13 protein-coding genes are annotated in these 12,420 nt (G+C 40.9%); all 13 read left to right on the forward strand.

Going from position 1 to position 12,420, the window contains the following annotated elements; genetic code table 11:
• Positions 1 to 264 precede the first annotated feature (264 nt).
• The 13 genes from metG to glmU all read left to right on the forward strand — a co-directional run bounded on the left by metG (position 265) and on the right by glmU (position 12,404).
• A complete protein-coding gene (gene metG, locus QR42_RS00255; protein WP_039175894.1) occupies positions 265 to 2,265 on the forward strand; it encodes a methionine--tRNA ligase in 2,001 nt (666 codons plus the stop codon).
• Positions 2,266 to 2,346: 81 nt separating this feature from the next.
• Positions 2,347 to 3,114, forward strand: coding sequence for a TatD family hydrolase (locus tag QR42_RS00260; RefSeq protein ID WP_039175897.1), 768 nt, complete (start codon positions 2,347 to 2,349; stop codon positions 3,112 to 3,114).
• 244 nt (positions 3,115 to 3,358) lie between these two features.
• A complete protein-coding gene (locus QR42_RS00265; RefSeq protein WP_039175900.1) occupies positions 3,359 to 4,561 on the forward strand; it encodes a G5 and 3D domain-containing protein in 1,203 nt (400 codons plus the stop codon).
• A 161-nt stretch (positions 4,562 to 4,722) separates the two neighbouring features.
• Entirely contained in the window at positions 4,723 to 5,283 is a 561-nt protein-coding gene (rnmV, locus tag QR42_RS00270; RefSeq protein WP_017359323.1) for a ribonuclease M5, read from the forward strand.
• Positions 5,276 to 6,154, forward strand: coding sequence for a 16S rRNA (adenine(1518)-N(6)/adenine(1519)-N(6))-dimethyltransferase RsmA (gene rsmA, locus QR42_RS00275; protein WP_039175905.1), 879 nt, complete (start codon positions 5,276 to 5,278; stop codon positions 6,152 to 6,154). Before rnmV ends, rsmA begins: the two co-directional genes overlap by 8 nt.
• Positions 6,155 to 6,288: 134 nt before the next feature.
• Positions 6,289 to 7,173: a sporulation peptidase YabG gene (gene yabG, locus QR42_RS00280; RefSeq protein ID WP_024427198.1), complete on the forward strand. Its 885-nt coding sequence runs from the start codon at positions 6,289 to 6,291 to the stop codon at positions 7,171 to 7,173.
• Positions 7,174 to 7,386: 213 nt separating this feature from the next.
• On the forward strand, positions 7,387 to 7,644 hold the full coding sequence (veg, locus tag QR42_RS00285) for a biofilm formation stimulator Veg (RefSeq protein ID WP_024425637.1): 258 nt from the start codon (positions 7,387 to 7,389) through the stop codon (positions 7,642 to 7,644).
• A gap of 163 nt (positions 7,645 to 7,807) precedes the next feature.
• Positions 7,808 to 7,993, forward strand: coding sequence for a small, acid-soluble spore protein, alpha/beta type (locus QR42_RS00290; protein ID WP_012008653.1), 186 nt, complete (start codon positions 7,808 to 7,810; stop codon positions 7,991 to 7,993).
• Positions 7,994 to 8,139: 146 nt separating this feature from the next.
• Entirely contained in the window at positions 8,140 to 9,009 is an 870-nt protein-coding gene (gene ispE / locus QR42_RS00295) for a 4-(cytidine 5'-diphospho)-2-C-methyl-D-erythritol kinase (RefSeq protein WP_019743558.1), read from the forward strand.
• Positions 9,010 to 9,064: 55 nt separating this feature from the next.
• Positions 9,065 to 9,898 (forward strand): pur operon repressor, encoded by an 834-nt coding sequence (purR, locus tag QR42_RS00300; RefSeq protein ID WP_024425638.1) that lies wholly within the window; start codon positions 9,065 to 9,067, stop codon positions 9,896 to 9,898.
• Positions 9,899 to 9,936: 38 nt separating this feature from the next.
• Positions 9,937 to 10,314: a 2-iminobutanoate/2-iminopropanoate deaminase gene (gene ridA / locus QR42_RS00305; RefSeq protein WP_024425639.1), complete on the forward strand. Its 378-nt coding sequence runs from the start codon at positions 9,937 to 9,939 to the stop codon at positions 10,312 to 10,314.
• Positions 10,315 to 10,538: 224 nt separating this feature from the next.
• On the forward strand, positions 10,539 to 10,835 hold the full coding sequence (gene spoVG, locus QR42_RS00310; RefSeq protein WP_008357439.1) for a septation regulator SpoVG: 297 nt from the start codon (positions 10,539 to 10,541) through the stop codon (positions 10,833 to 10,835).
• Positions 10,836 to 11,033: 198 nt separating this feature from the next.
• The gene (gene glmU, locus QR42_RS00315; protein WP_039175911.1) at positions 11,034 to 12,404 is read left to right on the forward strand and encodes a bifunctional UDP-N-acetylglucosamine diphosphorylase/glucosamine-1-phosphate N-acetyltransferase GlmU; all 1,371 of its coding nucleotides are present in this window, start codon (positions 11,034 to 11,036) and stop codon (positions 12,402 to 12,404) included.
• Positions 12,405 to 12,420 lie beyond the last annotated feature (16 nt).

The raw sequence follows: 12,420 nt of genomic DNA on the forward strand, positions 1-12,420 counted from the left end.
AAATCTGGAAATAGATTTCATACGACAATATTCGACAAAATGTCGACGGGTTTGTCGTTTTTTTCGAAAAACTCATCTTTTTCGATCATTTCATCTCGTTCTATGTATATATGCTTGATCTTAAAGGCTAAGATGGTATCATAGAGAAAGCACAAGTGCAAAATTAAATGAATTGATCTGACACATTTTCATGTAATGATGATAACCGCTCTCGTCCATTGGGCGGGAGTTTTTGACATTTACACACACGCAGGAGGTTCCGACATGCCAGAAAAGAAAAAAACGTTTTATCTGACAACACCTATTTACTATCCGAGCGGAAAATTACATATTGGACATGCTTATACGACAGTAGCGGGAGATGCTATGGCTCGTTATAAACGTCTTCAAGGCTATGATGTGATGTATTTAACGGGTACAGATGAACACGGACAAAAAATTCAGCAAAAAGCTGAAGAACAAAATATCACACCAATCGAGTATTTAGATCCAGTCGTTGAAGACATTAAATCATTATGGAAGAAACTCGACATTTCGAATGACGACTTCATCCGTACAACAGAAAAAAGACATACGAAAATCATCGAGCAGGTATTCCAAAAACTTCTTGATCAAGGCGATATTTATTTAGATCAATATGAGGGCTGGTACAGTATTCCTGATGAGACATTCTATACGGAAACACAGCTTGTTGATGTTGAGCGTAATGAGAAAGGGGAAGTCATTGGCGGGAAAAGCCCTGACAGCGGACACCCTGTTGAATTAATTAAAGAGGAATCATATTTCTTCCGTATGAGTAAGTATGCGGATCGTTTGCTCGATTATTACGAAAAGAATCCATCGTTTATTCAGCCTGAATCAAGAAAGAATGAAATGATTAATAACTTCATTAAACCAGGTTTAGAGGATTTAGCCGTATCAAGAACAACCTTTGATTGGGGAATTAAAGTTCCTAACAATCCAAAACACGTCATTTATGTATGGATTGATGCGTTATTCAACTATTTAACTGCGATTGGCTATGGAACTGATCAAGATGAGAAATATAAAAAATATTGGCCTGCCAACGTACATCTCGTAGGAAAAGAAATTGTACGCTTCCATACGATTTATTGGCCGATTATGTTGATGGCATTAGATCTGCCTCTACCGAAGCAAATTTTCGCACACGGCTGGCTGCTCATGAAAGATGGCAAAATGTCTAAATCAAAAGGGAATGTGGTAGATCCGGTCACATTAATTGATCGCTATGGCCTCGATGCCCTCCGTTATTATCTGCTTCGCGAAGTACCATTTGGTGCGGATGGTGTGTTTACACCAGAAGGATTCGTGGAACGTGTAAACTATGACCTTGCCAATGATTTAGGTAACTTGCTTAATCGTACAGTTGCGATGGTCCAAAAATATTTTGACGGCACTTTAAGCAGCTATAAGGGCCCTGTTAATGAGTTTGATGAAGAGCTGAAAGCAGTCGCTGAGCAAACCGTCAAAGCCTATGAAGAGGCGATGGAAAACCTTGAATTCTCTGTGGCTCTTTCAAATGTTTGGACATTAATCAGCAGAACCAATAAATATATTGATCAAACAGCTCCATGGGTGCTGGCAAAGGATGAAACAAAACGAAAAGAATTGCATTCTGTTATGTATCATTTAGCAGAATCACTTCGAATCACAGCAGTCCTCTTAACGCCATTCCTAACGAAAACACCTGAGAAAATCTTCTTCCAACTTGGAATTGAAGAAGAGAAGCTCAAAAACTGGGATAGTATCCTATCATTTGGTGCAATTCAACATGCGACGGTACAAAAAGGCGAGCCTTTGTTCCCGCGTTTAGAGGTTGAAGAAGAAGTAGCCTACATTAAAGAAAAAATGCAGGGAAGTGCACCTAAGGTAGAAGAAGAGAAAGTGGAAATCGAAGAAACGGAATTACCTGAGCTGGGAGCAGAAATTGCATTTGATGATTTCTCAAAAGTCGATCTTCGAGTTGCACAGGTATTGGAAGTAGCCCCAGTGAAGAAAGCGGATCGTCTCTTAAAGCTTCAGCTTGATTTTGGATTTGAAAAAAGACAAATAGTCTCAGGGATTGCCAAGCACTATCAACCAGAGGAATTAGTAGGGAAAAAGCTCGTTTGCGTAGCGAATCTTACACCAGTTAAACTCAGAGGGGAAATTTCCCAGGGAATGATTTTAACTGGGGAAACAGGCGGGAAATTGCAGGTTCTTGAAGTAGATCAATCTCTAGCAAATGGAACAAAAATTTTATAAATCAACAAAGGTGTTCCACGTGTAACATTTCGTCGAACACCTTTTGTTTTTTAGAAGAATTGTCGAAAGGAGCAATCAACAATGTTATTTGATACACATGCCCACTTAAATGCAGAACAATACAATGAAGACTTAGAGCAGGTGATCGAAAGAGCGAAAAGTGAAAAAGTTGAAAAAATCGTGGTGGTGGGGTTTGACCGTCCGACAATTACGAGAGCGATGGAATTAATTGAAGAGTATGATTTCATATATGCAGCTATCGGCTGGCATCCAGTCGATGCTATTGATATGACAGATGAAGATTTGGCTTGGATTAAAGATTTATCTCAACACGAAAAAGTGGTTGCGATTGGAGAAATGGGTCTGGATTACTATTGGGACAAGTCACCAAAAGATGTACAAAAGGAAGTCTTTAGACGCCAAATTGCTCTTGCGAAGGAAGTGAATCTTCCAATTGTTATTCATAACCGTGACGCAACGGAAGATGTCGTGACGATTTTAAAGGAAGAGGGAGCAGCTGAGGTTGGAGGTATTATGCACTGCTTTACGGGCAGCTTAGAAACTGCAAAAGTGTGTATGGATATGAATTTTTACATCTCATTCGGTGGACCCGTGACATTTAAAAATGCCAAAAAGCCAAAAGAAGTTGTAAAAGAGATACCAAGTGACCGGCTTTTGATTGAAACAGACTGCCCATACTTAACGCCAGTGCCATTTAGGGGGAAACGTAACGAGCCAAGTTATGTCAAATATATCGCAGAACAGATTGCGGAGCTGAGAGAAATCAGCTTTGAAGAGCTTGCCGAATTGACAACAAAAAATGCAAAAAAAGTTTTCCGTATAAACTGACAGTATATGATGTCAATCCTTGTTTAAGCTTGTCCAATTGTGAAACATAACGAAAAAGTTCTACACGTTTGCGCCTCCTCATAGGATAAGTTGTCGATAAGTCTTTCTTCCCTTCTTTCCATAAATCTCCCATAATAGGTTTACAATCGAGCATTTTTGTACAGTGGGTGGAAGGGTTGACAGGTTTTGAGATACTCTATATAATCTCTCCGAGGAGAAGGAGGCGTTTTTCATCGTACAAAAAATGAAAAATCTGTTTTCTGTTAAGCTAGGAAAAGGCAAGGTTTTATTACTAGTTGTTTGCTTGCTTTTAGCTGGAACTGGGACGGCTTACGGTGCGCATGAGCTCACTAAGCAGTCTATTACCATTTCAATCAATGGTAAAGAGAAGACAATTCGTACACATGAAGAGACAGTAGCACAGCTGCTTTCAGACCTTGGCATAAGGACCAAGGCGGAGGATCATATCTCTCCAAGTCTAAATACAAAGATTCAAGACAATATGAACATTGTGTATGATGCGGCTATACCGGTTCATCTGACCCTAGATGGGAAAGAGAAAACGATATGGACAACAGATCAGACGGTTGGAGCATTATTGAAGAATGAGAAGATAGATATCGGGAAGCACGATCAAGTCACTCCAGGAAAGAATGACAAGTTAACAAAGGATATGAAGCTTGTGGTTCAGCAGGCCTTCCAGGTCAGCTTAAATGATGGAGGAAAAGATAAAAAAGTGTGGACCACTTCGACTACGGTCGCTGACTTTTTAAAGCAACAAGAGCTGAAGCTCAAGAAGCACGATAAGATCAAGCCTGCGTTACATAGTAACCTTTCTAAAAAGAGCGCAGATATAAAGATCACTCGGGTGGAAAAAGTCACCGATGTAGTGGAAGAGAAAATTGCTTTTGATACCAAACATAAAAAGGACCATTCTCTTGAAAAAGGGAAAGAGAAGGTACTTAAAAAAGGTGAAGAAGGTAAATTGAAGAAGCACTATGCCATTGTGAAAGAAAACGGCAAAGTGGTGTCTAAAGAATTGATTAAAGAAGTGACCGAAAAAGATAGTAAGGACCGTTTAGTGGCTATTGGTACACAAGTGACCAAAAAGGAGCCTACAGCATCCCCTGTGGTTTCACGAAGCAATGAGTCTTCAGGAAAAGAATTTTATGTGGCGTCAACAGCCTATACAGCGAGCTGTGCTGGATGTACGGGCAGAACGTCTACAGGTTTTGATTTAAAAGCGAATCCGGGTGCAAAGGTCATAGCAGTTGATCCGAGTGTCATTCCGCTGGGCTCAAAAGTATATGTGGAAGGCTATGGTTATGCCGTTGCATCAGACACTGGATCTGCTATAAAAGGGAATAAAATTGATGTGTTCGTCCCAAGTAAGTCGGCAGCTTATCAATGGGGAAATAAACGAGTGAAAATTAGAGTGCTCAAATAAACACATCAAATCATTTATATGAACAGAGGGCTTTGCGCACCCTCTGTTTTTTTGGTTATAATAGAAGCACTGTTTTCTAATTAATTAGACGCAAAAACAGCATGAAAGGTTTCGTTTTTTTAACCAAAAAATGTAGATTGTTTTTGCAAGCGGAGGAATACATGAAAATCAAAGAAATCATTGTGGTGGAGGGTCGTGATGACACTGCCAGAGTGAAGATGGCGGTGGATGCAGACACGATCGAAACAAACGGATCTGCCATTGGCGATACAGTCATACAACAAGTGCGTCTTGCTCAGGAGACGAGAGGGGTCATTATTTTAACAGATCCTGATTTTCCTGGTGAGAAGATCCGTAAAACCATCGCAGAGGCGGTGCCTGGCTGTAAGCACGCTTTTTTGCCAAAGCATCTTGCGAAGGCGAAGCGGGATAAAGGAATTGGTGTCGAGCATGCTTCCTTGGACAGTATTCGGGAATGTCTTGCCCATGTCCATGAAGAAATGGAAGAATCGGAAAGTGACATTACATTAGACGACTTATTTGACGCAGGCCTTATCGGAGGCGAAGCATCGAAACGCCGCCGCGAACGACTAGGAGTGCTTTTAAATATAGGATATACCAATGCGAAGCAGCTGCAAAAGCGCCTTCACATGTTCCAAATAACCAAACATGATTTTATTGCGGCCTTAAAGACCGTCATGCAGGAGGAAGCCGATGAATAAAGATATTGCGACACCCGTCAGAACGAAGGAAATACTGAAGAAGTACGGTTTCTCTTTTAAAAAGAGCTTAGGGCAGAACTTCTTAATTGATACAAATATTTTAGATCGCATTGTCGATCACGCAGAGGTTACAGATGAGACCGGCGTCATTGAAATTGGGCCTGGTATCGGCGCATTGACAGAGCAGCTCGCTAAACGTGCAAAGAAAGTCACCGCTTTTGAAATCGATCAGCGTTTATTGCCTATTTTAAACGATACGCTTTCTCCATATGATAATGTCACGATTATTCATCAAGATGTATTAAAGGCGGATGTGAGAAAGGTCATCGAAGAAAATTTTGCTGACTGTAAAGAAGTGATGGTCGTAGCCAACCTTCCGTATTACGTGACAACACCGATTATTATGAAATTGCTTGAAGAAAACCTTCCATTGAAAGGGATCGTGGTCATGCTGCAAAAAGAAGTAGCAGATCGTATGGCAGCTGTCCCTTCATCAAAGGAATACAATTCATTGTCTATCGCAGTTCAATTTTATACGGAAGCAAAAACGGTGATGGTTGTGCCTAAAACGGTTTTTGTTCCTCAGCCAAATGTTGATTCGGCTGTGATTAAGCTGACTGTTCGTGAAACGCCTGCTGTCTCAGTAGAAAATGATGCGTTTTTCTTTCAATTGATCCGAGCGAGCTTTGGCCAGCGCCGGAAAACATTGATGAATAATTTGATGAACAATTTTCCTGATGGAAAAAAACATAAAGCGATCATCGAGGAAGCTCTTCAAACAGCAGATATTGATGGAAAGCGCCGCGGAGAATCATTATCCATTGAGGAATTTGCCAGATTGTCGAATGTTTTACAAAAAGCCCTATCGTAAGGGCTTTTTTCTTTTGTTCTTCACCACTTCAACTGTTCAGGCATAGGCTAGAAAGAACAGCACATATGAAAGATGAATATGTTTAGTGCAAGACGATACCAACAGGATATGAGCCTGATTGTGGAGTGAAAAGCATGCAATTTCAAATAGGAGATATGGTGACGAGGGCATCCTATCAAATGGATATTATGTTTCGAATCATTCGAATTGATGAGACAGATCAGCACGAAGCCACTGCCATATTGCATGGGAATGAAGTGAGGCTGATTGCTGATGCTAAGATGTCGGATCTCGTCTTGATTCAAAAAGAGGAGCAGCTGACAAGGGAGAAGGACGACGAACGGAAGATTAATGAATCGCTCGACTTACTAAGACAGGATTATCAGCTGCTGCGTGAAAAACAAGAGTATTATACTTCTGGACAATATCAGCATCAGGAGCAGTATTTTCACATGCCTGGAAAGGTCCTTCATTTAGATGGAGATGCTTCATACTTAAAGAAATGCTTAGATGTATATGAACGAATTGGTGTGCCTGTATACGGAGTGCATTGTCATGAGAAGAAAATGCCAAGCGTGATCGACTCGTTACTTGATCAATATCGGCCTGATATTTTGGTCATTACAGGGCATGATGCGTATTCCAAGCAAAAAGGCGGCGTAAATGATATCGGTGCTTATCGCCATTCTCGTCATTTCGTTGAAACGGTTCAAAAAGCAAGAAAGAAAATTCCTCATTTAGATCAGCTTGTGATCTTTGCTGGTGCCTGTCAATCTCATTTCGAATCATTGATCCAAGCAGGTGCCAATTTTGCAAGCTCACCTTCACGTGTGAACATTCATGCGCTCGACCCCGTCTATATCGTTGCGAAGATCAGCTTCACTCCATTTGTAGATCGAATCAATGTGTGGGATGTACTTCGTAATACATTAACAAGAGAAAAAGGTCTCGGAGGCATCGAGACGAAGGGTGTTTTAAGGGTAGGTATGCCATATAAAAAAGACCATGAATCGACATAACCCGACTGATTTCAGTCAGGTTTTTTTTATGTTCAAAAAGAAATTTCAAATGGATACATAATTCACCGGAATTTGAGGAAAATAGGGAGGAGAAAAGGTAGAAGTTTGTCAAAATTATTTTGTTGACAATGGCTCGTGTTGGTTGATATAATTTAATTTTTATTTGACAAAAATGGGCCGTTGTTGTATAATTATCTCAGTGAGGTGGATGCAATGGCGAAGACTTTGTCCGACATCAAAAGATCGCTTGATGGTAACTTAGGTAAACGTTTGACGTTAAAGGCTAACGGAGGCCGCCGTAAAACAATTGAGCGTTCGGGCATTTTAGCTGAAACGTACCCTTCTGTATTTGTGATTCAATTAGATCAAGATGAGAATTCGTTTGAAAGAGTTTCTTACAGTTATGCAGATATACTGACTGAGACGGTCGAATTAACGTTCGATGATGCCGCTAGCTCAGTCGCCTATTAATGGGCAGTGAACTTTTTGTTTACTGCTTTTTGTTTTGCCTTTTTTTCTGAATGGGAGTCTGTCCATTTTTTGAAAGGGGTAAAAGAAAGGATTCGATACAAAATAAGAAAGCCACAGAAGCAGTGGCACTGATTCGAATTCTCGACTAAAGGGGCTGTTTCGTTTGGGTAGACGCCGAGGCATTATGTCAGATGAGTTCAAATACGAGCTGGCGAAGGATCTTGGATTTTATGATACCGTCAAAAATGGAGGCTGGGGAGAAATTCGTGCACGTGACGCAGGTAATATGGTCAAACGTGCCATCGAATTAGCTCAGCAGCACATGGCTCAGGATGAGAATCAACGATAGAAAAATGGTCAGGGATACCTCGGGTGTCTCTGGCTTTTTTTGTTGAAAAAGTCAGTGTGCTGGGCGTAAAAGCCAATATTCATCAGATCCATCAAATGTGATACAATATTGATACTTATGTTTAGATGGAGAAGTAGGTGAAATGTTTGCGTATTTTAGAAAAAGCACCGGCAAAAATTAATCTCTCACTTGATGTTCATGGAAAAAGACCGGATGGATATCACGAAGTGGAGATGGTGATGACAACAATAGACCTTGCAGATCGACTTGAGCTGACGGAGCTGGACAAAGATGAAATCCGTGTATCATCTCATAATCGATTTGTGCCAGATGATCAGCGTAACTTGGCTTATCAGGCGGCTAAATTACTCAAAACAAGGTTCGGTATTCAAAAAGGGGTATCGATTGTCATCACAAAAGCAATTCCTGTGGCAGCAGGTTTAGCTGGAGGCAGCAGTGATGCTGCAGCAGCGCTTCGCGGGTTAAACCGTTTGTGGAAGTTAAATCTCACGTTAGATGAACTAGCTGAGCTTGGAGCGGAGATCGGCTCAGATGTGTCTTTTTGTGTACACGGAGGCACAGCACTAGCGACAGGACGTGGAGAAAAACTGAAGCATATCGCGACACCGCCGCATTGCTGGGTGATTTTAGCGAAGCCGGTGATTGGGGTATCTACAGCTGAAGTTTATAGACAATATGACGCAAGCAAAGTAGAACACCCAAATGTACAGCGTATGATTGAAGCCATTGAAGCGAAAGATTATAAAGAGATGTGCGGCTCACTCGGTAACGTTCTGGAGTCTGTGACATTAAAGATGTATCCGGAAGTAGATATGATCAAAAGACAGATGAAGCGTTTCGGTGCTGATGCTGTATTAATGAGTGGAAGCGGCCCAACTGTATTTGGCCTGATTCAATATGAATCGAAGGTACAAAGAATATATAACGGATTGAGAGGATTTTGTGATCAAGTATACGCTGTCCGCATGATCGGCGAACAAAATGCCCTTGATTAAATCCGTATATTAAGTTATATTATTCATAAATTATTCGGGTTCTGGGGGTAAGTTCATGAAGTTTCGTCGAAGCGGCAGATTGGTGGACTTAACAAATTATTTGTTAGCCCACCCGCACGTACTAGTACCTTTAACTTTTTTTGCAGAGCGATATCAATCTGCAAAGTCCTCCATTAGTGAAGACTTAACGATTATCAAACAGACCTTCGAACAGCAGGGAATCGGCACATTGCTTACTGTACCTGGCGCTGCTGGCGGAGTGAAATATATTCCAAAAATTCACCTAAAAGAAGCAGATGACGTAGTAAACGATATCGGAGAGGCATTATCAACTCCTGAACGTGTACTTCCTGGCGGTTATTTATATTTAACCGATGTTTTAGGCAATCCATCGATTCTTGCGAAAATCGGTAAGCTGTTTGCGACCATCTTTGCGGACCGTGCGATTGATGTCGTCATGACCGTTGCGACAAAGGGGATTCCAATTGCCTATTCTGTTGCGGGTTATTTAAATGTGCCTGTTGTGATCGTTAGAAAAGATAATAAGGTAACCGAAGGATCAACTGTTAGTATTAATTATGCGTCAGGTTCTTCCAACCGAATTCAAACCATGTCCCTTGCAAAGCGCAGTTTAGATAAAGGCTCCAATGTGTTGATCATTGATGACTTTATGAAAGCGGGCGGAACCATTAACGGCATGATGAATTTGCTTGAGGAATTTAATGCAAATGTTGCAGGAATCGGTGTTCTTTTAGAAGATGAAGGCGTAGATGAACGTCTTGTCGATGAATATGTCTCGTTGTTAAAGCTTTCAACTATTGATATGAAACAAAAAATTATTGAGATCAATGAAGGCAATTTCCACGAGTTTTTTCATTCGAAAGCGTAAGCTTTAATTAAACATGTATTTGAATGGGAGAGATTGATATGACAAAAGTTGTTCAAACCAAACATGCACCAGCAGCCATTGGTCCTTACTCTCAAGGAATTATTGTCAATAACATGTTTTACAGCTCAGGGCAGATTCCATTAACCCCAGCTGGAGATTTTGTTAATGGAGATATTAAAGAACAAACACATCAAGTATTCCGTAATCTTGAGGCTGTACTTGAAGCAGCAGGTGCTTCCTTTGAAACAGTCGTGAAAGCAACTGTTTTCATCAAAGATATGGAACAATTCGCTGAAGTGAATGAAGTGTACGGTGAGTATTTCCATACACACAAGCCAGCTCGTTCATGCGTGGAAGTGGCAAGACTTCCAAAAGATGCGCTTGTAGAAATAGAAGTAGTTGCACTAGTAAAATAAACAGGCACTCTCGATGAAAGCCGTTTGGTTTCATCATATGCAGGGAAAGACATCATCATGATGTCTTTTTTTATGCTGATTATGTAAGCGTCGTCACGAATATGACAAATAATGTATAAATATCCCGATATTTCAAAAAAAGTTTAAAAAAAGAGCAGGAGAATCACCACGATCGTTGAATACCTAAGTAATGCTTTTATATTGGGAAAAGGTGGTGAACTACTGTGGAAGTTACTGACGTAAGATTACGCCGCGTGAATACCGATGGTCGCATGAGGGCGATTGCATCCATCACGCTGGACCACGAATTTGTTGTTCATGATATTCGTGTGATTGATGGAAACAATGGGTTGTTTGTTGCAATGCCTAGCAAACGCACGCCTGATGGAGAGTTTCGCGATATTGCACATCCAATTAATTCAAGCACTCGGGGTAAAATCCAAGATGCTGTATTAAATGAATATCATCGCTTAGGCGAAGAGGAAGAGACAATTGAATATGAAGAAGCTGGAGCTTCTTAATCATACTTAAACCTAAAAAGACGGCTTTAAGAGAAAATGAATGTTTTCTTTTAAATGCTGTCTTTTTTGCGTTCTTTCTCTTGTTTCTTAAGTCTTTCATCTGTTAGAAAATTATTGTACTTCCTTTTGTATCCTTGAAATCAGTCTTTATTTAGGATATATTTTTCTATGGATAATAGGGATATTGGAGGCCAATCAATGGATAAGCGGTTCGCAGTGATTTTAGCAGCGGGAAAAGGAACGAGAATGAAGTCGAAGCTATATAAAGTACTTCATCCAGTTTGCGGAAAGCCAATGGTCGAGCATGTGGCAGATGAAGCGTTAAAGCTTTCTTTAGCCAAGCTAGTGACGATTGTCGGTCATGGAGCAGAGGACGTCAAAGAGCAGCTTGGAGACAGAAGTGAGTATGCACTTCAAGAAGAACAGCTGGGAACTGCCCATGCCGTTAAACAAGCAAAGTCGTTCCTCGCGCAGGAAAAGGGAACAACCATTGTCATTTGTGGTGATACGCCATTATTGACAGCGGAAACAATGGAAGCCATGTTAAGCGAGCATCAAAAACATCAAGCGAAAGTCACTATTTTAACAGCACATGCGGATGATCCGACAGGCTATGGCCGAATTATTCGTGACGAAACAGGTGCTGTCGTAAAAATTGTGGAGCATAAAGATGCGAACGATGCAGAGCGTCAAGTGAATGAAATTAATACAGGGACTTATTGCTTTTCAAATGAAGATCTCTTCCGTGTGATTGAGCAAGTGTCGAATGAAAATGCACAGGGTGAATACTACTTGCCAGACGTCATTGAAATTTTAAAAAATGAAGGGCAAACAGTTGCAGCTTATCAAACACCGCATTTTGAAGAAACACTTGGAGTTAATGACCGTATCGCTCTATCACAAGCAGAGCAATTCATGAAGCGACGTATTAATCATCAGCATATGAAGAATGGTGTGACCTTGATTGATCCTGAGAACACGTATATTTCGCCAGATGCTGTCATCGGTGAAGATACAGTTATTTATCCTGGGACGGTCATCAAAGGGAATGTAAAAATCGGTGCAGACGCCACTATTGGGCCAAACACTGAAATTGTTGACAGCATCATCGGAGATCGAACAGTTATTAAGCAATCTGTCGTCTGCGATAGTGAGGTTGGAGTTGATGTGACAATTGGACCGTTTGCTCATATTCGCCCGTTGTCGAAAATTGGCGATGAAGTGAAAATCGGGAATTTCGTCGAAATCAAGAAAACAGTTTTCGGAGACCGCAGCAAAGCATCTCATTTAAGCTACATTGGAGACGCAGAGGTCGGAACTGATGTAAACCTTGGCTGTGGTTCCATTACAGTCAACTATGATGGGAAAAACAAATTCTTAACGAAGATTGAAGACGGCGCCTTTATTGGCTGTAATTCAAATCTCGTTGCACCAGTCACTATCGGAAAAGGGGCATATGTTGCAGCCGGTTCAACGGTTACAGAAGATGTACCGCAGGATGCATTGTCTATTGCTAGAGCAAGACAAGTCAATAAAGAAGATTATGTGAAAAATATTCATAAAAAATAATCCAAATACCCGGAGG

Source organism: Bacillus sp. WP8 (assembly GCF_000800825.1).
Taxonomy (GTDB): domain Bacteria; phylum Bacillota; class Bacilli; order Bacillales; family Bacillaceae; genus Bacillus; species Bacillus safensis.